The sequence below is a fragment of the Streptomyces sp. NPDC002467 genome, assembly GCF_042889825.1.
In the GTDB taxonomy this organism is placed as follows: Bacteria; Actinomycetota; Actinomycetes; order Streptomycetales; family Streptomycetaceae; genus Streptomyces.
The window spans coordinates 15,168-37,472 of the sequence record NZ_JBIARJ010000031.1 but is presented as its reverse complement, the minus strand read 5'-3'; the positions used below and the strand labels follow the sequence as shown (position 1 = coordinate 37,472).

The following is a 22,305-nucleotide window of genomic DNA, read 5'->3' as shown; positions in this document are numbered from 1 at the left end:
GCGAGGCCGCCGTCACCCGGACCGCCGTCACCCGGGCCCGTCCGGCCCTCGGCACAGGCCCTAAGCTGCACACGTCCCACAAGGAACACATCAGGAGGCGCCCGGTGAAGGTCGGCTGCATCGGACTCGGCGACATCGCGCAGAAGGCGTACCTGCCCGTGCTCACCACCCGCCCGGGAATCGAACTGCACCTGCAGACGCGCACCCCCGCGACCCTGGAGCGGGTCGGCGCGATCCACCACGTCCCGGCGGAGCACCGGCACACCGACCTCGACGCGCTGCTCGCCGAGGGCCTCGACGCGGCGTTCGTGCACGCGCCGACCACCGCGCACCCCGAGATCGTCGAGCGCCTCCTGGAGGGGGGCGTGCCGACCTACGTGGACAAGCCGCTCGCCTACGAGCTCGCGGATTCGGCGCGGCTCGTGGAACTGGCCGAGGAGCGCGGGGTGTCACTCGCCGTCGGCTTCAACCGCCGCTACGCGCCCGGGTACGCCCAGTGCGCCGAGCACGCCCGCGATCTGATCGTCATGCAGAAGAACCGGGTCGGGCTGCCCGAGGACCCGCGCACGATGGTGCTGGACGACTTCATCCACGTCGTGGACACCCTGCGCTTCCTGCTGCCCGGCGAGGCCGACCACGTCGACGTCCGGGCCGTGGTGCGAGAGGGGCTGATGCACCAGGTGGTGCTCCAGATGTCCGGCGCCGGTTTCACCGCGCTCGGGATCATGAACCGGCTCTCGGGTTCCACCGAGGAGATCCTGGAAGTGTCCGGGCAGGACACCAAGCGGCAGGTCGTCAACCTCGCGGAGGTCATCGACCACAAGGGTCAGCCGAGCGTCCGGCGCCGTGGGGACTGGGTGTCCGTCGCCCGCCAGCGCGGCATCGAGCAGGTCGTGGACCACTTCCTGGAGGCCGTGGCGACGGGCAGGACGCTCGACGCTCGCGATGCGCTCCTCACCCACGAGCTGTGCGAGCGGGTCGTGGACTCGGCTCTGGAGCAGGCCGCCTCCTGAGCGTGAGCGCGATCCGTGCCGCGCAGTACGCCGCGAGCGCGGCGACGGCCGCGTAGACCGCCCAGTCCCCGAAGCGGACGTACAGGGTCGTGCCCGTCGCTGGCGGCACCTCGTACACGTGCGCCGTACTCGCCGAGGTGGGCAGGGCCGGGCCGATCCGCTCGCCCGAGGGGCCGTGCACCACGCTGACGCCGGTCAGGGTGGCGTGCACCATCGGGCGGCCGTCCTCCGCGGCCCGCAGCGCGGCGAGCGAGGCGTGCTGCGCCGGGGCCCAGCTGTGCTGGAAGGTGGAGGTCGACGACTGGGCGACGAGCAGCGAGGCCCCGTCCAGGGTGAGGCGCCGGCTCATGTCGGGGAAAGCCGATTCGAAGCACACCAGGGGCCCGACGCGGACGCCCCCGGGAAGGTGCATGATCACCGGAGCCCGGCCGCGCATCCGGTCCTCGCCGGCGGCCCGGCCCACCGAGGTGGCCCAGCCGAGCAGGGAGCGGGCGGGCACGTACTCCCCGAAGGGCACCAGCCGCATCTTGTCGTACACCGGACCCGTCGGCCCCTCGGGACCCACCAGCACCGAGGACTTGTAGATGCCGGGCCGGACCGCACCCCGGGCGTCCACGTTGACCAACAGCGGAGCCCCGACCTGCGCCGACAGGGCCGCGAGCCGCCGGGCCAGGTCGGGCCGGGCCGTCAGGTCCGCGCCGACGCTGCTCTCGCCCCACACCACCAGGTCCGGCCGCTGCCCGACCAGTGTCCGCGTCAGCCGCTCCCCGGCCGCGAACCGCCGCTCGGCACTGTCCGGCCCGTCCGGGATCAGCCCGGGCTGTACGACGGCCACCCGCAGCCGGCCCGACACCTCGGGCCGCGGCGCCCACATCCACACCGCCCCCGTCAGCACCGCGAACCCCGCCAACCCGACCACCGCCGGGATCCGCGCCCCCGGCACCGCGACCAGCAGTACCACCGCGCAGTTCACCGCCACCACCAGCAGGCTCACCAGCCACACCCCGCCCACCGAGGCCAGCCGCAGCGCGGGCGGCACCTGCCACTGGCTCGCCCCCAGCAGCCCCCACGGACCGCCCAAGCCCTGCCAGGACCGGACCAGCTCCGACAGCAGCCATCCGGCGGGCACGAGTACCAGCCCCGCGGCCGCGCGCCCCGCCGTGGGCCGCCCGCCGAGAAACTCCCGCACCAGCAGCGCCCAGGGGATCCACAGCACGCCCAGCAGCACGGCGATCAGCACCAGGAAGACGTGCAGGCTGGGCAGCAGCCAGTGGTGGACGGCCACGATGAACCCGGCGCCGCCGGACCAGCCCTCCAGCGCTGCCCGCCGCCGGGTGGGCGCCGACCTCAGCAGCATCATCCAGGGCACGAGGGCGACGTACGCGAACCACCAGAGCGCGGGAGCGGGGAAGGCGAGGGCGGGCAGCGCACCGGCGCCGACCGCGGCCGCCGTGCGCCACCCGGAGGACCGCCGCGGGAACGACCGGGGGATCGACCGGGGGGACCACCCGTTCCGTGCCGAGATCATGGGCGCCTCCGCTTCCAGTGTGGCAGTCAGGCGGAGATGTGCCGCCACTTCTCGTGCACGGTGACCCGGGTCAGCCGCCAGCCGTCGTGGGTGCGGGCGAGGGCGAAGGTGTAACGCCCGGCGGCGACGAAGTTGGGCGCGGTGACGCTCCCGTCGAACTCGTCCCCGTCCAGCCGCATCGGATTGAGGAAGTCCGCGCGCACCTCGGCACTGTCGCCGGGAGAACCGCCCGCGTCCTCCAGCCGGATCAGCCGGTTCACGATGAGGTGCTGGCGTACGGGGAAGAGCTTCATGGTCTCCGCGAGCCAGTCGGCGACCTCCCCGGCGGGCCCCTCCATCCCGCCCGCCGAGCTGTAGTCCGCCCGCCCGGCCGGGGCGAACAGGGCCCGGTACCCCTCCCAGTCGCCGTCGTCGACGGCCACCGCGTACCCCGAGACCACCTCGTCGATCGCCAGCCGGTCCATCACCGTCGCGAGGTCCACACGCTGAGTCATCGGGACAGTGTGGGGGCGGAGGGTCGCAAGGCCAAGGGGCGTGCGCCGACCGGATCTCCGCACGGACGGTCAGTGACCGGAATGCGCCTCCCGCTGGCGGACCACGACGAGGAAGGCGTCGCTGTCCAGGTCCATCACCACCTCGGCCTGCACCCCCTCCCGCAGGCGCTGCGCCGCGTACTCCTCCGCGGGCCAGCTCCCCCTCGGACTTCCGGCCGGAAACCGCTCCAGCACCACTCGACCCATGGGACACCCCCTGCTGCTTGCCTTCGAGCCTCTCCAGGCACAACGACGCGCGGGCCGCCCGGGAACGTTCCCGAACGGCCTGCGGTTCACGCGAAGCGGTGAGGAGGGGTGTGCGACGCCACCCCTGCCGCATGCGGGTCTCCACGGCGATGCGACTGTGTCGATCTTCGCCGAGCCACTCCTTGCCGCCGTGGCGAAGCAGGTACAGCCGCTTCCCGGCGTACACGGTCGCACGGACAGGGCCGGCAGCCCGCCGCCAATGGCCGGGAACAGGTACTCGTGGTCAGCTGACGCCCCGCCCGCGCGGCGTCTGTAGTGGCGCATCCAGGACGGCGAACACGCGCTCAATCAGGCCGAGGTCGCAGTGGCGCTGACTGGGCATCATTTTGACAACCTAAGAGAAGGCACCTGACAAACGGTCTCGGTCCGCCAAAGTCACCTATCCATAGGCTATTTTGACTGGCCTGTCTATCTCAAACCGACTGCCATAACGAACGAATGGAGAACGTCATGAGGATCACCGGGACCGCACGTAGGACGCGGGCCAAGATTGCCGTGTCCATCGCGACGCTGGCCGCTGGCTCACTCATACTCACCGCCTGCAGCGGAAGCAGCGGAAGCAGCGACGGCGCCGGCAAGCTCGACGGTACGTACTACATCAAGGACGTCAACGGCACGTCCAACCTCGGCCAGCTGGTCGTCAAGGGCAACAGTGTCTCGCATCATGAGTACAAGTGCGATGGTGTCTACGAGAAGCCGGGCGTGACCAGCACCGGCGAGTTCAACAAGGATCAGTCCCAGATCATCTGGACGGTCGCCGGAGACGACACCCGCAACAAGCGGACCGGCAGCGAGTCCATCTCAACCAGCAACACCTCGATCAGCATCAGCGGTAGCGTGTACGTGCGGGACAACTCCGATGCGGGCAAGGCTCTACTGGACGGCCTCAAGGCCAAGTGCAAGAAGTAACGTCGACGTCCCGCCGACCGGCCAAGCAGCGCAGAACCCCGTGGGCATCGTGTCCACGGGGTTCTGTGCTTCCTCGGCTGGTCAAGCCCCTGACGTGTACTCCTGAAGCTGCAGCGCCCGGTATTCCTCGATCGTCTCCGGCGGTCGGCCGTACTTCGGGGCATGCCGTTCGACGAAATCGAGTTCGGCCCATGCCGCTGGCCTCCGAATCCTCGACTGGGCCACCGCGACGAACACCACGGCGCTGACCCCGATGTTGGTCAGACACCACCCCGTCAGCAGCACCATCAGCACCACAGGGGGATCATTCTCGATCTCCATGGTGCCCAAAACGCCCAAGCCTGCGCCGTTGACCAGAAGGCCCGAGACGTACCCCTCGAACGTGCCGGCCAGACGCGCCAGGATCCTCGGCTCGTCGCGATGCCGCACGGCGCGCACCATCTCGCCGACGAACACTACGGTAGCCACAGCCGCCGCGGTGCTCAGTGCCAGCTCACGGATCCCGGTGACCCACCATCGCGCCGAGCTCCACCAGCCACGAGGGAACTCGCCGCGAAGCCTTGATCCGAGCCCCATGCTCCCCTCCTTCTCACACGCCTCAAAGGACGACGCACCCGGTGAGGTTGATCGATCTCACCGGGTGCGTCAGGCCTCCACGCTCGCCCTCGATCGGACGATCAGTCCCCCGCGTCCCGGCCACGGCGAGTACCACCCGCCAGCCGCGGCTGCGGACGGGTCTCGACGCTCTGAGGCGTCGGATCGGCAATCAGGCGCGGAACCGGAGCCGGCGGCGGCGAGGTAGCCGATGCAGGAGTCGGCGAGGTAGCCGATGCAGGAGTCGGCGGCTGCGGAGCTTGAGCCTGCGGGGCAGGCGTCGGGCGCGGCATCGACGTCGACGTCGGCGCCTGGATCGAACGCGGCTGACGGGCTGCCGGCGTCGGAGTCTGAGGCCGCGCACCAGGCGCAGCCGGAGTCTGAACCACCTCCGTAGCACCGGCCCCTGGCCGCCCAGGAGCCGGGCGGGCGACGGGCAGCAGCCGGTCACGGTTCGCCGGCGGCTTGGCCTGCTCCGGCGGTGCCGGCGGCCGGATGGGTGTCGGGGCAGGGGTGTCCTGAGTGGAGCGCGTCGGAGGCGTGCTCCGCGTACCCGGCTGGGTCGGGGCCTGAGCCGGGGCAGGGGTGTCCTGAGTGGAGCGCGTCGGAGGCGTGCTCGGCGTACCCGGCTGGGTCGGGGCCTGAGCCGGGGCAGGTGTGCCCTGAGTGGAGCGCGTCGGAGGCGCACTCGGCGTACCCGGCTGGGTCGGGGCCTGAGCCGGGGCAGGTGTGCCCTGAGTGGAGCGCGTCGGAGGCGCACTCGGCGCACCCGGCGGGGTCGGAGCAGGAGCCGGGGCAGGCACAGCGTCGCCGCTGAAGCGCTGCGGTGCAGCCTCCGGGTCGCTGCCCTGTTGGCTCTGCGCACCCTGGGAACCCGTGCCGAACTGCGTCGCTCCCGTCTGACCGGGGACAGCCTTATGGTCTCCGGTGGTCGGGACAGAGCCTGCGCCGTCGGCGCCGCTCCGGCCCTGAGCACCACCACGAGAATTCGGCGGCTCCGTCGACCTGGAAAGTACCTCACCGGGGATGACCTTGTCGCCGTACCCGAGGTTCGACAGGCCACCCTGGTTGCTCAGATTCTGCGCCATGTCCTTGTCCGAGCGCGAGTTGCCCGCTCCGCCACTCGTCAGCTGCAGCGGACCACCCTTGTCGGTGTGTCCGTCGTGACCGTGCGTGCCCGGAGCACCAGCGGGACCGATGCCGCCCGGCAGAGCCTTGACGCCGTCACTGCCGCCGTCGGAGCCACTACCACCAGGACCACCCTCCAGCGCCGGACTGTCCGGGCCATTCGGTCCGTCCTGCCCGCCACCCTCGAGGGTCAGCTGCTGCTTACCGGACGTCAACTCCTTGGAGCCACCGTTCGTGCCGCCGGCGTTCGTCGACGCCGTCTTGCCCTTGGGCTTGCCCGTGCTCGGGGACGCCGGACCGCTGGTCTTGTTGCTGAACCCGTTGGCGAGATTGTTGCCCATGGCCATGCCCGCGCCGGCCCCCGCACCCGAGGCCAGAGCAGGCATCAGCCCACCCTTGTCCGGCTTGGGCGTGCTGTTCGTCTCGAGGAACTTGTCCACGAGCTTGGTGACCACCTCGTCCATTGCCTGCAGCACGGTCTTGCGCACCCGTAGCAGGGCGAAGGTGATGCCTATGATCACCAGCGAGGAGATCAGGGTCAGGACCACCACGATGATCCCGCCGAGCGCGGCGTTGCCCCACAGGCCGCCCGGGCTCATGAAGCTCGACACGGGGCCGGCCATGATGTCCGGGACCGAGATCAGGAACTCCGAGACGAACTGGTAGATGAACAGCGTGACGAGGACTTCCAGGATCATCGCCGTGGAGTAGACGATCACTTTGGCGATCGCCTGCATGGCGCCCAGGGTCGCGAACGGTACGGCGGCTACCAGGCCGAAGGTCCGCTTGATCGCCCCGGCCAGCATGCCGATGGCGTACCAGAAGCCGAGCAGGACGATGGAGCCGAGGACCGTGGCCGAGTTGCTCCAGTACATGAACTTCGCCGGCCCCGTGCCCACCTGGCTGACGGCCATGTGGTTCTCGCGGGTGAACCCGCTGGTGGCGTTGTTCGAGGAGTACATGGCCAGTGAGCCGGGGTTGAACCCGGTGTTGAGGTAGTTGTACGCCGCCAGAGGAGACAGGTTGCACGAGGAGGGTGTCTTGCCCACCGTGAAGCCACAGCCGGCCTTCGTCCCCGTCGTGGTGAAGACCGTCGAGTCCTTGCCGGGACGAGAGGAGGTCAAGCCCGTGCCGTTGGTTGAGATCACGGGGTGATCGACGGGCTTCGGCCCCTCTTCACCGAACTCCTTTACGTCGCCGTAGCCCTCCTTGTCGACAAACCAGCTCTTCTTGGTATCCGAGCTCTCGTCCAGTTGCGTGATCGAGCTCTTGATCCCCGACTCGAAGTCGGAGGCAGCGATCTCGTTGCTCGCGATGTACTTGCCGATGATCCCGAAGGTCGAGAACACCGCTTTGAAGTCGTCCGAGGCACGGTTTCCGGTGCCGGAGACGGTGCCGTCCTTCCAGGCCGACTCGGCGTCGTTGGCCTTCGTTCCGATGTTGATGCCGTTGAACGTCGCCCCGTGGGACTGCTTGTTGATTGCCAGCGCACTCGTGCGCACAGCCATCATCGCGTCCGGGCTGGCCTGGTCATCGTTCCAGGAAACAGTGGCCTGGTCCGGGATCCCCAGGCGGTCGTTCATCATCCACGCCTCGAAGTCGACGTACGTGCTCAGCACGACGCGCGTCGGGCCGGCGTGTTGACCGAGAACGGAGTCGTCGAACTTTCCGAGCACGCTGGAGTACATCGACCCGACGAGCGGCAGGCCGACGCCGATGAAGACGACGCGCACGATGAGCTTCTTGATCGCAGAGCCTCGGTCCATCTTCTTGAACATGACCAGGCCGATGAGCAGGACGCCGATGAAGATCGGCACGAGCGCCTGCCACGAGATGTCGACGAGCAAGCCGTACCAGCCGCTGATCCAGTGCTGCAGACCCGAGAGCGCGCCGCCTCCGGTATCGCCTCCGGTCATACCCTCGGCAAAAGTCGGATTCACCGCCGCGACCGCGTTGTAGAACCACAGGAAGGGGTTGATGAGCTTCAGGAACTGGATGATGAAGTAGAACAGCGTGCCGACCGCCAGCGCCAGGGCGTAGAGGACCCAGATGATCGACCCCCCGATCACGCTCACGATCTGGCCGCCGATGCCCGAGGACATCGTGTCCAGGCCGAGGTCGTTGTTGGCAGCCCCGAAGTGCGCGTAGTCGAGCATGCCCGAGTACTTGGCGTTGCCCTTGTCGTCTTTCGCGGCCAGGGTCTCGTAGGTGACGGTCTGCGAGGACCCCGACACCTCGGCGAAGAACCAGCCCACGATGTTGCCCAGGCTGAACTCCGGGTCGGCGTAACCGAGAATGGAACCGCCCGAGGCCGGGCTGGACGTGACCGGCTTCCAGTTCTCGTGCATGCCCTTGTCGTTCTGCGGCGAGTTCTTCTCGCTGAAGTACGAGCTCGCGTTCGAGGCCAGCTGGTAGAGGCTGTAGTTGTCGCGCTCCTTCTTGTCGTCCGCGGACGCCGGCGAAGACGTCGCCATCATGAAGACCGGCACGAGCAGCGCCGCCAGGAGCATGAGGGCGAGCCCGCGCGCGAGCCCGCCCGGGCGGACTGCACCCACGCTGCGGCCGGCCCGGGCACGCAGCCTCGCCACCGCCGTGATCGTCCCGTTCATGGTCTCTCCTCTGCTCCTCGTCCTCGTATCAGGGCCGACCTCGCTCATGTCTTTTCCAGCTTCTTGGGCCTGGGCCTTGTTGCCGGTCGCTTTGCGTTGTTCTCGGGCTGCCGCAGGCTCTTGCCGATGTTGCGCTTGATCGCGTCGGCCTGGCCCGCGTCGGCCTCACCGTCGTCGCCCTCGCTGCGCTTCCGGATGCTGGTGAGGTTCGCGCCCGGTGCCGGCTTGTCGTGCATGATCGAGTCCATCCGCGCCGTCTCTTCGGCCTTGGCCGCCTCCAGTCGGACCTGCCTGCGTTGGGCCTCGCGGTAGGGATTGATTCCCAGTGCCAGATCCAGGTGAAAGACCACGTTCGAGACGCCCCGGCGCAGGTACGTGAGGTTCTCGTCCTTGGTCGTGATGAGCCGGGCGAGATCCGGCGGGATCCGCTGGTGCAACTGCTTCTGGTACTCCGCCACTGTTTTGTCGCGCATCGGGCCGAAGAGCGTGTAGTCCGCGGCGTCGAACTTGTTGAAGTCGCTGTCGGCCAGCATCTTGTCGACGTCGTTGTAGCTGTAGACCACCCGGCCGCCGCGCTCGTGCATGTGGTCGAACTGGTCCTTGAGGTACTTCTTCACCCGGTCGTCGATGTGCTCGGTGCCATGGATGATCACTGTGTCGCCGATTCCCAGCTTGCCGACGGCGAAGCCGACGATGTTCACCAACTGCGCCATCGCCACGCCCTTGCCGCGGCGCATGAGCCGCGAGAAGTCGTAGACCACGCGCCGTGAATCCCGGACCCCGTCCACGGCCGAGGCCGTGTGGTTGTTGAACAGGTCGCCGTTCGTGCTCAGCATCGCGTTGGCGATGCCTCTGAGCACGTTGTAGGCGCGCAGCTGGTCCGGGTCGGTCTTGCTGGAGTTCAACAGCGCCTTGTGCGCGGTCGCCAGGTAGGAGACGAACATCTGAAGACGCGGCACCTGGGTGTGCGGGATGTTCACCACGCGCAGGCGGTTACGCTGCTCCTGGGCGTTGTGCCGCCACATGCCCTGCTCGATGTAGAAGTCCGTGGCGGTGTCTTCGAGGGCACTGCGGATGATCGAGCCGACGGCACCATCGGTGCTCTCGTAGAGCTGCTCGAACATCAGCTTGAGCTTCTCCATCTGAGCGGAGAAGACCGTCAGCTCGTCCTCCTCCTCGCCGAACATTTCGAACATGTTCACGTCGCCCTGGTTCAGGTCCACGCGGGAGGTGAGCCGCTCGAACCTCGGGCCGAGCTTGTCGAGGTTCGCCCCGTCAAGGACGAGGTGGACGACCTGGCCGTTGTTCAGCAGCGTCGCCTGCGAGATCTTCGAGCACCACATGTTGGCCACCCGCTGGCGGTCGAGGTACTCGCTGAGGGTGGCGTCGGCGACGATCACGTGGTGGTCGTAGGCGTTCACGTCCATGAGCACGGCGCTGTTGTTGACGTCGCCGACCATGTAGCCGACGTACTCGCCGCCCTTGTCGTTGAGGCCGTTGGTCACCAGCGAGTACGAGCCGGCCAGCTCGGTCGAGGTGAAGTGGAAGCCCTTGCCCTTCTTCTTCTCGTTGTTCTTCCACAGGCCCGAGAGCTCCTGGCGCTGCTCGCCGGCGTAGGGCGCGGCCTTCAGCGTGCCGAAGCGGTCGATGTATAGGCGCGTGACCCGGTCGATCGTGTCGTCCAGGGTCGCCAGATCCGGGGCCTTGAGAAAGAGCCGGTTGTGCACCGAGAGGTAGCTCGCGCCGTCTTGGAGCTCTCCGATCGTGACCCCGAGGTCACCGGAGATCTTCGCGGCCTTGCGCTTGGAGGAGGTTGTGCCCGTCTCCTCCTGCTCGTTGGCATCGAGCCGTTCCAGCTTCTCGGACTGTTTCGTGTATGAGTCGATCCACTTGTCGTCCATCCGCTTGACCTGCTCGAGCACGACCGCGGTGACCCGCTCGTCCAGGCCGTCCGGGATCCGATCGATGCCCCAGAAGGCGGCGAAGTTGTCGTGCGCGGCGTCGTCGTGGAAGTACGCCAGGACGCAGGCGACCGAGCCGTCGACCTCGAAGTAGTCGGAGCGGAAGAGGTACTTCTCCTTCGGCTTCAGCGCGAGCAGATGCGGATAGGCGTCGAATGCGCCCTGGAGGTGCTTCACCTCCCGGCGGCGCTGCCACCAGTTCCGCTTCGGCTCGGCGGCTTCGTCGGCCACGCCGTGAGCTGCCGCTGTGTTCTGCACGCCCTCGGCCCGAGCGGCGTCGTCCGCGGGCAGATCACCGACCGGAAGCTCCGCGCTCTCGTTCGTCTCGTCAGGCTTCTTTCCCGGGACGCCGAGCTGTGCCCGGACTTTCGTCATCAGCGCCATGGTGTCCTTCGTTCGTTCCTCGTCGTGGGGGTCGGCCTGGCGCTGTCAGTTCAGCGACGTCTTGAGATCGAGCAGTTCGTCGTCGATGCCCTGGTAGAAGACCCGCAGCATCGGCTCGGCTTCCTCGCGGTCGAGCATCGTGGCTTCCTTGATCATGAGGGTGGAGCCGCCGACCTCGGCCTGGAGGACTTGGTGTCCCTTGCGCAGTGCGTCGGTGTTCTTGCCCTTGAGCAGCAGGTACTGGTGGATCGAGGGGAACTTCCCGCCCACGTGCTGCGTGAGGATGTCGTACTGCTCGTTCTGCAGCTCGATCAGATCGGGGTCACGGAACTGAAGGGCCTGGTTGCGCTGCTCCAGGTTCGCCACCTGGTGGTAGATCCGCTGCGGCTCCTTCGTCGTGATGAAGCTGTGCTCGCAGGTCGTCTCGACCTTGCGCCAGAAGGAGTCGACCCGGTCGAGGATCCCGATCCGGTCCTCGTCGAAGAGCAGATAGCTCGCCGAGCCGACGACCAGGTAGACCCGGCCTTCGCCGCCGTCGGAGAAACGGATCAGCCCGTCCTCGTCGATCCCGTCGATGCCGACGATCGAGTAGAAGTCCGTGGGGTTCGAGCTGCGACGGGTGAGGACGTGGCGGGCCTTGTGGGGCAGATAGGCAAGGAAGGCCGGCACCCGCATGATGCGCAGTTCCTTCGTCTTCATCAGCCCGCCGAAGTAGGCGATCGCCGCCAGTCCCCAGAGAACGAAGAACGCGATGGCGACTGGGCCCGAGCTCGCGACGAACGTCGACGTGCTGAACCACAGCAGGGCGAGGATGCCGCCACCGAAGAAGAGCAGCTGCTTGATCGGGGAGGGCTTCGCCGCCCAGCCGCCCTTGCTGAGCGTGATCTCGTGATCCAGAAAGCTCCTGTTCAGCGAACTGGGCACCTTGTAGGACAGTTTCGCCATGAATCTCCCATCCCCCCTGCGACCGCAATGGCCATTGCTCGACCTATCGAGAAGTCTTCATACGTGAGGCTCCGCGAATGGCATCCTATCTTAGATAAGTCATTCGAAACGAGATTGAAAGGGGCTCGGATGGTGGCGTGTGGCGAGTCCGACTAGCGGATCCGAGTCGTCGAGCGAGCACTGCCTGCTCCGAGTGCCGGGGGGTGCGTGCCCGGCGACGCGCGGCGTCTCCTCCTCGTTCCTGTCGTGAAACGGCAGCAGCGGGCCCCGAGGTCCGGGACCCGCTGCCACTCGTCAGTACCCGGCCGACATCAACCGAACGACGGGACGATCTTCTTCTTGCCGCCCTCCTTCTTCCAGGAGATGCGGGCGTCGAAGGTCCTGCCCTTGGCCGAGACGAAGCCCGTGCCCTCGATGGTCTTACCGGCCGCCAGGTCCTTGCGCTGCGCATCGGTGAAGGTCACCTGGCACCAGGACCGAGGTGGCTCGTCCTCGGAGCCGAAATCAGGGATGATCTTCCCGGCCTTCGCGTCCCAGGTGACCTTGCAAGCGAAGGTCTTGTGAGTCCGCGCGCTGACGAAGTCGTCGATCTCCAGCGCCTGGCCCGCCAGGAGCACGGCGACCTCCGCCGGCGTGAACGTCCGGCCAGACCACTTCGTCGGCTTGTCCGGCACCTCCGGCCGGAACCCGACGAACTCGCGGCCCTTGAAGTTGCCGACGCCGAGCGCACCGGTGGCCGGGAAGGGCTCGTTCTCCTTCGACCTCGCCTCGAACGAGATCGTTTCGCCCGCGAGCAGCTTTGTCACCTCGTCATCGCTGAACTCGTGGCCCGACCAGACCTTCTTGAAGGCGACCTTCTTCGGACCACCTGGGGCGGCCCGCCACACGCCCTCGGCGCGGGCAGCGCCGACCTGCTCTTTCAGGCCCGGCTCGGCGCGCATGGACGAGGCGTTCTTCGTCATCGTGGCGATGTCCTCGCGCACCCGGTCGGCGACGACGGCCGGGCGCTCCTCGGCGTCACGATCCCGGCGGCGATGCCCCGCATCGCTCGTCGCGGTCATCGGATCGGCCGTCCTTCCCGCTCGCGTTCGAGCTTCGACTGCTTCCTGGTCGCCTCACGGGCCATGTCCCGGAGATGGATCGCCTCCTTGTGCGTGATCGGCGCGTCATGAAGGTTGTGCGAGCCCCGCAGGAAGTTCTCCGTGCGGTCGGCGATGGAGTATGCGAGCGCCTGCTCGATCACCGCGCTGGTCTGGCGCACCTCGCCCAGCTCGTCGCGCAGCTTGCGCAACAACCCGTCCCGCTCGCGTTCGACGGCCTCGATGCTCACCAACCGTGTCAACACGCTGCCCAGCAGCGGGTTGCTGGAGCGGAACAGCTCCACGGCGCGTTCGGTGGCAGGATCGGCATCGAGGTGCAGGTCGAGCTGTGCCAACAGGAACGCCACCACCAGCGTGCCCTGGCTCAGCCGCCGGCCGAACTCCCGAGCGGCGCTGTCGCTCACGCCCAGCTCACGGACTGCGGCTGCTCGCAACTGCTCCCGCAGCGCGTTCATGACGCTCTCGGGCAGCGCCTTGATGTGCGGCTGGCTCTGCACGCCGACCAGCCGGAAGCCCGACTGGGGGAGCGTGGCGGTCTCGGCCGTACTGCCCGAGCCCCTTTTCGAGGGCGCGCTCCGCACGGCGCGCCGATCACCGCTGAACTGCAGCGATCCGGGCCCCACATGCTCGGGTTCGTCCGGTGCGGCGACGTCGTCATGAGCGGCGATTTCGGCTGTAGCGGCGCCCTCCACGTCCGGCCGGTACCCGGGAGCGGAAACGGCATCGGCCGCAGGGCCCGCCGGCACACCGCCCGGGAGCACCCCGTCAGCGGTGTTCTGTCCGCCGCCGGCGCCACCGCGCTGAGGGGATCCGCCGGCCCGCTCGGAGTTGCCCACGTCGGGCTCGCGGTCCGGCTCCGGGTTCGGGCGATCTGTTTTGGCTTCCCCATCGAGATCAGCCTGCGGACCTTCGACATCGAGTTGAGAGTCGATGCCGCCGGTCCCGTCGAACCGCACCTCCGGCTCGGGCGTTGTCGCCTCAGGCCCAGGCTGTGCGGCCTGAGCCTGGACGCGCTTCAACTCCTCGCTCCCACCACGCCGGTAGGCGTCGAGGAAGGACGTGTCCACATCCATCACCTCGTCGGTGGGCGTGGCCGCCTCCAGCATCTCTGCGAAGTCCCGGCTCATACGAGCTCACCGTCCTCCTCGTCGAGCAGGTAGTTGTCGCCGCGGGTGAGCCCGATCAGCGAGTCGAAGCCCGTGGTGACGACGCGTTCGAGGTTCGCCGAGTTCTTGGCCAGCGCCGCGACCTGATCGACGAGTTCATTGAGCCGCGCGATCTCCAGGGTCGGCAGGTCATAGTCGAGGTTCTCGCGCCGGATCTTCTCGATCACCGCCTCGGCCACGTACTCGCTCACCGAGGAGAACCCGCGCTTGTCGGCCCAGTACTCCGCGCGCTGCTTCTCGTCCGAGCTCAGCCGGACGAACATGCCCTGGCGGCCACCGCTGCTGCTCTGTGTCCCGCCCGGCAGCTTCTTCTTCGCGCCGCGCACAGGTTGCGTCGTCTTGTCCGACTCGTGTTCGGCAGTCATCTGCGGCTTCTCCATGCCTTGCCTCGTCAATCCGTGAAGTCGCCTTATCGACGCTAGTGGATAAGGCACCTGCCACTCTTCATGTTTCCTGTCGAGCATCGAAAGAGTCGAAGACGTGCCCGGTCGGCCCCCTTGCCACGCACTGCCGCACGGGTGGTCCTGCTCGATTCCTTCTCTCTGAGGGGGCCACCTGCCGCGGGCTCAGGAGTTGGGCAGGGAAGTCGGCGTCGCGTTCGTCGTGCAGTCGACAAGCTCCTGGGTGAACCTCGGGGAGCGCCAGATCGCCTTGTCTTTGTCGTTCGGCAGGTGTTCGACGATCGACCCGGTGCCGAGCGGCGCACCACCGGCGAGGAAGTGCAGCGCCTCCTGACTGAAGCCTGCCTTGTACACCGAGGTCGACAGGCACTGGCCGGCCGCCGCGTAGGTCTTCTTCTGGCTCTCGTCACGGGCGTAGGAGGAGAACATCGAGACCAGGCCCTTGGTGAGTTCGATGGAAGAGTTGACTGGCTGATCCGCGCGAACTGGGTAAGCGGGCTTCAGGTTCGGCTTGCCCACCACTGGCTTCGGGGCTGCCTCCGGCGGCGCGTAGCTCTGGGTCTTGGCGTTACCGCTGTCCGGAAGCGCAGCCTTGCCGATGCATCCGTCGAAGTCCTCGCGCAGCGACCGCGAGGCCAGCAGTGCGGCGTCGTCCTCGTTCACCTTGTTCAGTCCGCCGATGACTGCGCCCTTGTCGTCGCTGTCGGCCTTGACGATGTAGGCCAGCGCCTCCTCCGACATTCCCGCCTTCCGCACCGCGTTACCCAGGCAAGCTCCGACGTCCTCTCCGGAGCTTCCGGCGCCTTGGAAGGCGAGCTTGTCCAGCGCCTTGCCGAGAGCCTTGTCGGTGACCTTGGCGGTGCTCGCGGTCGGGCTTGGTACAGGCGACGGCTGCGCCTCCTTGGCCGTTCCGCCGTTGCCGCTGGAGCACCCGACGAGCACAACGCCCGCAGTCAGCACCGCAGTGGAGAGTCCAGCCTTCCCCGTCCTCCAGGTCCTCATCTCTTCTCGCCTCGCATCCCCTGTGGCCGACCAGTCTGATTGGATCCACTGGTCTCTGAGGGTATCTCATTCGAGTAGCCATTGAATGATGGTCGATGGTGAGTCAGAATGTCGCGAGATAGAGGATGCAGAGGATGCGCAGAGCGGGACTCGGGCGCGCAGAGTGCCTGAGGGCCCGTCTGGCGCTTGGGGATCAACGGACTTGATCCAGAGGGCTCTGCGATGACGCCATGCGCGTGTCGGCTACGGGTGGCCCCCTGTCGGACGGCTGTTCGTGGGCTTCTCATCTCCTCCCACGAAGGACTGCTCGCCATGACTGCTCTTGCTTCTGACCGGACCACTGCCGACGTCGATCGGCTGACGCTCACGCTCACGCTGCAAGTGAGTGATGAGCACAAGACCTGGTACCGACCCTCTTCGAGGGTGAGAACCCGGTCTACGTCGACAGGCAGGGCGCAGCCTGGTTGGGGGAACTGCCGTGCCTCGCAGTCGAGATGGACGACTCGACCCGCTGCGGTCGGCTCCCTCGGACCTTCAACGCAGTGCTCGCGTCCATCGCCTGCGACCGGCAGCTCATGCAGGGGGCCACACTCTGACGCGCGTCCGCTTCCGGAAGGAGGGCGCGGGACATGACCATGCATGCTGCGCACGTCCCCGCGCTCATGGAGCCAGGTCCGGTCGTCCGTACCGACCAGCGGCTCCTCCGCGTGCTCATCCGCCTGGCGCCGGGGGAGAGCATCCTCGGACGCCGCGCGTTCGAGCGGCGCTACGGGGACGCATACCCCTCTTCTCCGCTCTACGAGCGGCGGCTGGAACCGAGTACCTGGTACGTGGACATGTTGTTGCGTGCGTTGATCTCGAGCACCGGCCAGATGCACACCAACACCACCACGACGGACGGAGACACGACATCATGCTCGCGATCGGCGCGCTGCTCGGCTGCGCCGCCACTCTGCTCGCCCTCGCCATCCGGCGCAGACTGACCCGCACGCCGCACTGCGGGTGGTGCGCGACCGCCTCGAACTGGCCCACCTCCCAGCACGACGCCCTGCACTGCCGCGGCTACGTCCAGGAGCGCCGCCGCGAACGGCTGCGCGACATCAGGCGCGGCCGCCCCGCCGAGGAGCCGAACCCGTGGGGCGAGGCGTACCAACTCGACGACGAGATCGCCCAGCGAACGAAAGCCGACGCATGAGCACCGAGACCACCACGGCTGCCGCCCACTTCGCCCAGGCTCTCGCCGAGCCGACCGACGGATACCCGACCGACCCGGAGGCACAGCGCCCGTGATCGCCACAGTCGCCGACCCGGCGACAGGCGAGCAGCACCCGGTCCCGATCGAGCCCGGCCGGCTCGACTGGGTGACCGCCCTGGTTCGGGGCGAGCGGGACACCTTCCGCGCCGCCCGGTGCCGGGGCAGTCTTTGATCGGGGGCAGTCTGATGCCGGCCTGTGAAGGGTGGCGGAGGGCGGCTGACCGTGGTCTTGGAAGGTGCCGGTCGCTGTCGTGGCGGGTGCACGGCCGATACGAACGGCGTCTGGCGGATGCTGCCGTGGGGACCATGCCGGTGCTGATCCGGTTGGTGGTCCGCAGGTTCAAGTGCCTTGGCTCCGACTGCCCGACGGTGACCTTCGCCGAACAGATACCGGGACTGACCAGCCCTCACGCCCGACACACGCCGGTCCTTCGCAAGCTGCTGGCGCGGGTCGCCGAGGTCCTGGCCGGCCGGGCCGGAGCCCGCCTGGCCCGACGGATGGGGATGCCGGTGGCGAAGGACACCCTGCTACGGCTTCTTCGAGCTGACCTCGAGGAACCCGGGGCAGTGCGGGTCTTGCGGGTGGACGAATTCGCCCTGATCAAGGAGCACAACTACGCGACGCTGCTGGTCGACCTCGAGGCCCGCCGGCCCATCGACGTCCTGCCTGGACGGGAGGCCGCGACGGTCGCCCGGTGGCTTCAAGGCCATCCGGAAGTCGAGATCATCTGCCGCGACCGTGCCTCCGCCTACGCCGAGGCGGCCAGGGCGGCCGCGCCTCAAGCGGTCCGGATCGCAGACGTGTGGCACCTCTGGAACAATCTCGCCGCAGCCGTCGAGAGGACCCTCACCAGCCACTACTCCTGCATCCGCGCCGGCTACGAGGCCGCCAGGCAGTCTCACGAGGAGGCTCCCGTCGCACCACCGGACGGAACCCTCGACGTCAACGGACGCCCCCGCCGGATCGTCGGAAGGATCCGCGAACGACACCGCCGCGTCCATGAACTTCTTGCCCAAGGCCGATCCCTGCGTGGCATTAGCCGGGACCTTGACCTGGACTACTACACCGTCCACCGATACGCCCAAACCCCGAACGTCGATCAGCCATTGGTCAAGGTCACCCAGCGACGCACCCTGCTCGATGACTACAAGCCCTACCTCTACGAACGCTTCACCCAGGGCTGCCGCAACGCCAGCCGGCTCTTCCGCGAAGTCCGTGACCAGGGATTTCGCGGCGAACGCACGGGGGTCACCCGATACATCCGTCAGCTGAAGCAGGGCATCGAGACCGCCCCTCCAACACCCGCCCTACCCAAACCGCGGCAGGCACTGCGTTGGGTGATGACGCACCCCGACCGGCTTCGGCCACACGAAGTCCTCGGCCTCAAGATGGTCCGGACCACCTGCCCTGAGCTCAACTCGGCTGTCGAGCACGTCCGAGACTTCGACGCCCTCATGCACGAACGACGTGGCCAGGACCTCTTCGACTGGATCGAACAGGTCCACAACAGCGACCTTGCATCGCTACAACAGTTCGCCCGCGGCCTCCCCCATGACCAGGAGACCGCCGTCGCCGGCCTCTCCTCAACCTGGAGCTCAGGACAAGTCGAAGGCCAGGTCACACGCGTCAAGCTGATCAAGCGAGCCGGATACGGCCGAGCCAAACTCGACCTCCTGCGAACCCGGATCCTCCTCAGAACCTGACCACAGCCGATCACAAGATCAGCGACAGACTCCGTTCCTCCGTACCTGCCTGAGCACTTTCTGGAGTACGCCGACAGGTGGCGACGGCCTGGACGGCGTGGTGGAGGCCGTCTCCTTTTTGGCGGCGGTCGCGGAGGACCTTCCAGTTCTTCATCCGGGCGAAGGCCTGCTCGACGCGGGCCCGTACCCGTCGGTGTTCGGCGTTGTCCTCCTCCTGGCCGCGCAGGAGGGGACGGCCGGCCCTTCTGCGGTGCGGGGCGATCAGCCCGGTGCCGAGGTAGGCGCCGTCCGCGATGACGGTCGCCCCAGCCACCGCAGCGGGAAGGTCCGACTCGCGCCAGACGTGGGCGTCGGCCTTGTTGCCCGGTGCAGGGCGTGCGGTGGCGATGACCAGGCGGCTGTCCGCGTCGATGATGACCTGCACGTTCGCCCAGAACCGGCAATTCTGGGATGAGGCGGCGATCGTGCGGTCGCGGACCGGGATCGGGGTGCCGTCCACGATCCACAACCGGTCCGCGTCCGCGATGGGCCGCGTTGCCGCCGCCGGCGCCGGCAACGGCCCCAGCCGCTGGATGCCCCGGCAGGCCGTCGCCGAGGAGATACCGAACAGGGGGCCAGCTGCCGCATCGTGAGGTTCGTGCGGTAGTACACCGCCACCAGCAGTACGCGATCCGCCAGCGGCAGACACCACGGCTTACCACCCCCGGGGCCCGTTCCCATGCTGCTCCCGCACCACCTTCACCAGCTTCACGAACCGATCCATCCGCAAGCCCGTGAACCTCTCCACCCACAACGATTCAGCCCGAAACACCCCACCCATACATGCAAATGCCCCTGACCGAGCCTTCTCCAACACCCTAAAAGCGGGCCAAGTGAATGCCGAGCCGGGGGACATCGCGCCGTGGTCTGGTTGGGGTTGGTCGGTTGGTTGGCGGAGGATGCGAGATTGATCGGCGGAGCCGATCCGGGGTTCGGATTGACGGTGCATTCGATCAGCGGAGCTGATTCGGGTGGAGCGTTGAAGGTGGAAGCCGTCTGATCGGCGAAGCCGATCCGGGTGGTGGTATGACAGGTATCTGGATGTCTTGGCCCCGATCAGTTAACTGCGTGCGGACGATGTGATCGATCCGGGCCCTGTGCTGTTTCGCATCCGTCAGGTCATGACGGCGCGCCATGCCGACGTGAACTCTTTGAGGGCGCGTCCTGAAGCAGGGCAAGTGATTGCCGTGCTGGGGGGTATCGCGTCGTGGTCTGGTCGGTTGGTCGGCGGAGGATGCGAGCTTGATCGGCGGAGCCGATCCGGGGTTCGGATTGACGGTGCATTCGATCAGCGGAGCTGATTCGGGTGGAGCGTTGAAGGTGGAAGCCGTCTGATCGGCGAAGCCGATCCGGGTGGTGGTATGACAGGTATCTGGATGTCTTGGCCCCGATCAGTCAACTGCGTGCGGACGATGTGATCGATCCGGGCGCTGTGCTGTTTCGCATCCGTCAGGTCATGACGGCGCGCCATGCCGACGTGAACTCTTTGAGGGCGCGTCCTGAAGCAGGGCAAGTGATTGCCGTGCTGGGGGGTATCGCGTCGTGGTCTGGTCGGTTGGTCGGCGGAGGATGCGAGCTTGATCGGCGGAGCCGATCCGGGGTTCGGATTGACGGTGCATTCGATCAGCGGAGCTGATTCGGGTGGAGCGTCCGCCAAGTACAGATGGAACGCTGAGGGCCGCACGGTGGCCACTGTGGTTCTGACGCATGCTGACGCTGCCAACCTTCTTCAGGGTCTCGCTCATGGCGCTGCCTGAGCCGACCAGCCGAGAAATCCGCGAAGCCGAAGAGGTTGCCATGCGTGCGGATGTGTATCGGACGGCCGTAAGCCTGGTTCAGTCATCCCGGCTACAGGTGGACGCTGAGCCTGAGGACATTCTGGGACTCGCCCGATACCTTCTGCGCGAGGAAAGCCAAATAGCGACACTGTCACGGGTCACATACCAATTTCGGTATGTGGCCCGTTGGCGTTGAGGAGAATTTGATGAGTATCCGGTGGCGGCTTGTCGTCGTGGCATTCCCGATGCCGCTCCTCCTGCTGAGCCTCAGCGGGTGTGACGACCGTAAGTGTCTCGACTACGACACGCAGATTGTGAGCACGGTGACCATAGTGAACGGTAAGTCGGTTCCCAGTACGTCCGTGGTTACCCATTGCGTCCGGTACGAAGAGGTGAAGTCGAATGGCTGACCCGCATAAACCTAAGCTACCGAAATGGGCGCAAGAGGAATTGCGGCGCCTGTGAATATATGTGCGCCACTTGAAGTCGATGGGGTGGCTGTAGCGCCTTGCTTGGGTGCGGGCAGTCACTGGTGCGGGCGGGTATCGTGGTTGCGATTTCCGACGCAAGTCGTAGCGACGGACCAGGCGCCGCCAATCAACTTCCTGCGCTATTAGTGCCGATTCTTATCTGCGGGTTTTCTGTGGGCGGGTTCATCTTGGGTTGGGGCTGAGGAAGTCTTTAACCGGAAGGTTTCCGGGCGGGTCCCTCCCGGGGCAAGAACAGGGGGCCGAGTGCTCGACTGGCGTCGCGGTCGGCGAGTGCGGGATCACCGTCAACTCGGTCCTGCCCGGAGCGATCCAGGTTCCTGCTGAAGAATCCCTCCCGCCCTCCGCCCGGGTGTCCCCCGAGCACCAGATCGCCCGCCAGTGCGTTCCCCGCCGCGGGCGGCCGGATGACGTGGCCGCCGCTGTCGCCTTCGTGGCAAGTCCTTCGGCCGGATTCATCACCGGTCGGAGTCGCCACGGTGATGGCGGCTGGATGATGAACTGATCTCCTCGACAGCAACGCCCGGACGCGCTTCCGACAGCCAGCCTCGGGCGGCGAGGCGCCTGACCTTCGACCGCACGCCCTCCACCTTCGCGGGCACCGGCTCCAGCCCGACCGCCACCGCAAGCTCCCGGCAGTCCATCGCCACGGGATCTGCCCCACTTCCACCGGCCAGAGCGTTCATGAGGTGCTGGTAGTCCGGCGACAACACCGCGACGAGGAGGTCTTCGCGCCACACCGGCACCACCGAACCAGGCACTGCACTCACAACCCGCACCGGCTGAGCACCGGCCACCCCGTCCGGTGGCCCTTCCTCACCCGCGCGAGGTTCCGCCAGGACCTCGGCCACCGCCTCACGGGCGATCACGAACCGTTCCCACGCAGCCTCGGCCTCCCGCAGCTCGGCCTGAAGGGCATCCACCCGCTGCCGAGCGGCACGTTCACGCTCCTCCAGCAGACCCATCACCGACGGCATCCGGCACCTCCACCCAAGGGACGACACGACATCCCCTCCCTGCCACCGGAAACAACACCCCATCCCTGACCAGCAGAAACGCATCCATCACTCTCGGAAAGACAACGGCCTCTTAAAGCGGGCCAAGTGATTGCCGAGCTGGGGGGGTGTCGCGTCGCGGTCTGGCCAGGGTTGGTCGGTTGGTTGGCGGAGGATGCGAGCTTGATCGGCGGAGCCGATCCGGGGCTCGGATTGACGGTGCATTCGATCAGCGGAGCTGATTCGGGTGGAGCGTTGAAGGAGAAAACCGTCTGATCGGCGAAGCCGATCCGGGTGATGGCATGACAGGCAGCTGAATGTCTTGGCCGCAATCACCCAACTGCGCGCGGACGATGTCATCGATCCGGGTCCTGTGCTGTTTCGCGTCCGTCAGCTCATGACGGCGCGCCATGCCGATGTGATTCGCCGTCAGAACCCTTTGGGTGCACGTCCTGAAGCAGGGCAAGTGATTGCCGAGCTGGGGGGTATCGCGTCGCGGTCTGGCC

General features: G+C 67.2%; 18 protein-coding genes and 1 pseudogene. 6 read left to right on the top strand and 13 right to left on the bottom strand.

Going from position 1 to position 22,305, the window contains the following annotated elements:
- Window positions 1–104 precede the first annotated feature (104 nt).
- Window positions 105–1,013, top strand: a complete 909-nt coding sequence (locus ACFYYJ_RS38810; RefSeq protein ID WP_389139328.1) for a Gfo/Idh/MocA family protein — start codon at window positions 105–107, stop codon at window positions 1,011–1,013.
- Here ACFYYJ_RS38810 and lnt read toward each other — a convergent pair.
- The 3 genes from lnt to ACFYYJ_RS38795 all read right to left on the bottom strand — a co-directional run bounded on the left by lnt (window position 955) and on the right by ACFYYJ_RS38795 (window position 3,281).
- Window positions 955–2,541, bottom strand: coding sequence for an apolipoprotein N-acyltransferase (gene lnt, locus ACFYYJ_RS38805; RefSeq protein ID WP_389139326.1), 1,587 nt, complete (start codon window positions 2,539–2,541; stop codon window positions 955–957). The genes ACFYYJ_RS38810 and lnt overlap by 59 nt on opposite strands.
- A 26-nt stretch (window positions 2,542–2,567) precedes the next feature.
- Window positions 2,568–3,035 carry a nuclear transport factor 2 family protein gene (locus tag ACFYYJ_RS38800; protein ID WP_385128339.1) on the bottom strand — a complete coding sequence of 156 codons (468 nt, stop codon included), beginning with the start codon at window positions 3,033–3,035 and terminating at the stop codon, window positions 2,568–2,570.
- A gap of 69 nt (window positions 3,036–3,104) precedes the next feature.
- Complete coding sequence (locus tag ACFYYJ_RS38795) at window positions 3,105–3,281, bottom strand: hypothetical protein (protein WP_384581886.1); 177 nt, start codon at window positions 3,279–3,281, stop codon at window positions 3,105–3,107.
- A gap of 510 nt (window positions 3,282–3,791) precedes the next feature.
- On the opposite strand from ACFYYJ_RS38795, the gene ACFYYJ_RS38790 reads away from it, so the two are divergent.
- A complete protein-coding gene (locus ACFYYJ_RS38790) occupies window positions 3,792–4,250 on the top strand; it encodes a hypothetical protein (protein ID WP_389139323.1) in 459 nt (152 codons plus the stop codon).
- 81 nt (window positions 4,251–4,331) lie between these two features.
- Here the strand turns inward: ACFYYJ_RS38790 and ACFYYJ_RS38785 are convergent, their stop codons facing one another.
- From ACFYYJ_RS38785 to ACFYYJ_RS38750, 8 genes are all read right to left on the bottom strand, one after another.
- On the bottom strand, window positions 4,332–4,826 hold the full coding sequence (locus ACFYYJ_RS38785; protein WP_389139321.1) for a hypothetical protein: 495 nt from the start codon (window positions 4,824–4,826) through the stop codon (window positions 4,332–4,334).
- Window positions 4,827–4,927: 101 nt separating this feature from the next.
- Window positions 4,928–8,581 carry a hypothetical protein gene (locus tag ACFYYJ_RS38780; RefSeq protein WP_389139319.1) on the bottom strand — a complete coding sequence of 1,218 codons (3,654 nt, stop codon included), beginning with the start codon at window positions 8,579–8,581 and terminating at the stop codon, window positions 4,928–4,930.
- Between the two features lie 44 nt (window positions 8,582–8,625).
- Window positions 8,626–10,917, bottom strand: coding sequence for a hypothetical protein (locus ACFYYJ_RS38775; RefSeq protein ID WP_389139317.1), 2,292 nt, complete (start codon window positions 10,915–10,917; stop codon window positions 8,626–8,628).
- Between the two features lie 54 nt (window positions 10,918–10,971).
- Window positions 10,972–11,871: a hypothetical protein gene (locus ACFYYJ_RS38770; protein ID WP_389139315.1), complete on the bottom strand. Its 900-nt coding sequence runs from the start codon at window positions 11,869–11,871 to the stop codon at window positions 10,972–10,974.
- A 311-nt stretch (window positions 11,872–12,182) separates the two neighbouring features.
- Window positions 12,183–12,932 (bottom strand): DUF3945 domain-containing protein, encoded by a 750-nt coding sequence (locus tag ACFYYJ_RS38765; RefSeq protein ID WP_389139312.1) that lies wholly within the window; start codon window positions 12,930–12,932, stop codon window positions 12,183–12,185.
- The gene (locus ACFYYJ_RS38760; protein ID WP_389139310.1) at window positions 12,929–14,098 is read right to left on the bottom strand and encodes a hypothetical protein; all 1,170 of its coding nucleotides are present in this window, start codon (window positions 14,096–14,098) and stop codon (window positions 12,929–12,931) included. The genes ACFYYJ_RS38765 and ACFYYJ_RS38760 overlap by 4 nt, the downstream gene beginning before the upstream one ends.
- Window positions 14,095–14,502: a hypothetical protein gene (locus tag ACFYYJ_RS38755; protein WP_389139308.1), complete on the bottom strand. Its 408-nt coding sequence runs from the start codon at window positions 14,500–14,502 to the stop codon at window positions 14,095–14,097. Before ACFYYJ_RS38755 ends, ACFYYJ_RS38760 begins: the two co-directional genes overlap by 4 nt.
- Before the next feature lie 201 nt (window positions 14,503–14,703).
- A complete protein-coding gene (locus ACFYYJ_RS38750; RefSeq protein ID WP_389139306.1) occupies window positions 14,704–15,498 on the bottom strand; it encodes a hypothetical protein in 795 nt (264 codons plus the stop codon).
- A gap of 955 nt (window positions 15,499–16,453) precedes the next feature.
- Here ACFYYJ_RS38750 and ACFYYJ_RS38745 point away from each other — a divergent pair.
- The 3 genes from ACFYYJ_RS38745 to ACFYYJ_RS38735 all read left to right on the top strand — a co-directional run bounded on the left by ACFYYJ_RS38745 (window position 16,454) and on the right by ACFYYJ_RS38735 (window position 18,499).
- The gene (locus ACFYYJ_RS38745) at window positions 16,454–16,735 is read left to right on the top strand and encodes a hypothetical protein (protein ID WP_385128327.1); all 282 of its coding nucleotides are present in this window, start codon (window positions 16,454–16,456) and stop codon (window positions 16,733–16,735) included.
- A 91-nt stretch (window positions 16,736–16,826) separates the two neighbouring features.
- Entirely contained in the window at window positions 16,827–16,967 is a 141-nt protein-coding gene (locus ACFYYJ_RS38740) for a hypothetical protein (protein ID WP_389139303.1), read from the top strand.
- A 14-nt stretch (window positions 16,968–16,981) separates the two neighbouring features.
- A complete protein-coding gene (locus ACFYYJ_RS38735) occupies window positions 16,982–18,499 on the top strand; it encodes an ISL3 family transposase (RefSeq protein ID WP_389139300.1) in 1,518 nt (505 codons plus the stop codon).
- A 10-nt stretch (window positions 18,500–18,509) separates the two neighbouring features.
- On the opposite strand, the pseudogene ACFYYJ_RS38730 reads toward ACFYYJ_RS38735, so the two are convergent.
- Window positions 18,510–19,319: pseudogene (locus tag ACFYYJ_RS38730) on the bottom strand (transposase).
- Between the two features lie 1,660 nt (window positions 19,320–20,979).
- Between ACFYYJ_RS38730 and ACFYYJ_RS38725 the strand changes: the two are divergent.
- On the top strand, window positions 20,980–21,309 hold the full coding sequence (locus ACFYYJ_RS38725) for an SDR family oxidoreductase (RefSeq protein WP_389139298.1): 330 nt from the start codon (window positions 20,980–20,982) through the stop codon (window positions 21,307–21,309).
- Here the strand turns inward: ACFYYJ_RS38725 and ACFYYJ_RS38720 are convergent.
- Window positions 21,263–21,781: a hypothetical protein gene (locus tag ACFYYJ_RS38720; RefSeq protein WP_389139296.1), complete on the bottom strand. Its 519-nt coding sequence runs from the start codon at window positions 21,779–21,781 to the stop codon at window positions 21,263–21,265. The two genes, ACFYYJ_RS38725 and ACFYYJ_RS38720, sit on opposite strands and share 47 nt — an antisense overlap.
- Between the last annotated feature and the right edge of the window lie 524 nt (window positions 21,782–22,305).

What these genes read in the sequence shown, in the direction of transcription:
- lnt (WP_389139326.1), bottom strand. Translation starts at nt 2,541, where the DNA reads ATGATCTCGGCACGGAACGGGTGGTCCCCCCGGTCGATCCCCCGGTCG.
- ACFYYJ_RS38765 (WP_389139312.1), bottom strand. Translation starts at nt 12,932, where the DNA reads ATGACCGCGACGAGCGATGCGGGGCATCGCCGCCGGGATCGTGACGCC.
- ACFYYJ_RS38780 (WP_389139319.1), bottom strand. Translation starts at nt 8,581, where the DNA reads ATGAACGGGACGATCACGGCGGTGGCGAGGCTGCGTGCCCGGGCCGGC.
- ACFYYJ_RS38770 (WP_389139315.1), bottom strand. Translation starts at nt 11,871, where the DNA reads ATGGCGAAACTGTCCTACAAGGTGCCCAGTTCGCTGAACAGGAGCTTT.
- ACFYYJ_RS38800 (WP_385128339.1), bottom strand. Translation starts at nt 3,035, where the DNA reads ATGACTCAGCGTGTGGACCTCGCGACGGTGATGGACCGGCTGGCGATC.
- ACFYYJ_RS38785 (WP_389139321.1), bottom strand. Translation starts at nt 4,826, where the DNA reads ATGGGGCTCGGATCAAGGCTTCGCGGCGAGTTCCCTCGTGGCTGGTGG.
- ACFYYJ_RS38760 (WP_389139310.1), bottom strand. Translation starts at nt 14,098, where the DNA reads ATGAGCCGGGACTTCGCAGAGATGCTGGAGGCGGCCACGCCCACCGAC.
- ACFYYJ_RS38795 (WP_384581886.1), bottom strand. Translation starts at nt 3,281, where the DNA reads ATGGGTCGAGTGGTGCTGGAGCGGTTTCCGGCCGGAAGTCCGAGGGGG.
- ACFYYJ_RS38790 (WP_389139323.1), top strand. Translation starts at nt 3,792, where the DNA reads ATGAGGATCACCGGGACCGCACGTAGGACGCGGGCCAAGATTGCCGTG.
- ACFYYJ_RS38735 (WP_389139300.1), top strand. Translation starts at nt 16,982, where the DNA reads ATGCCGGCCTGTGAAGGGTGGCGGAGGGCGGCTGACCGTGGTCTTGGA.
- ACFYYJ_RS38720 (WP_389139296.1), bottom strand. Translation starts at nt 21,781, where the DNA reads ATGCCGTCGGTGATGGGTCTGCTGGAGGAGCGTGAACGTGCCGCTCGG.
- ACFYYJ_RS38755 (WP_389139308.1), bottom strand. Translation starts at nt 14,502, where the DNA reads ATGACTGCCGAACACGAGTCGGACAAGACGACGCAACCTGTGCGCGGC.
- ACFYYJ_RS38745 (WP_385128327.1), top strand. Translation starts at nt 16,454, where the DNA reads ATGCTCGCGATCGGCGCGCTGCTCGGCTGCGCCGCCACTCTGCTCGCC.
- ACFYYJ_RS38775 (WP_389139317.1), bottom strand. Translation starts at nt 10,917, where the DNA reads ATGACGAAAGTCCGGGCACAGCTCGGCGTCCCGGGAAAGAAGCCTGAC.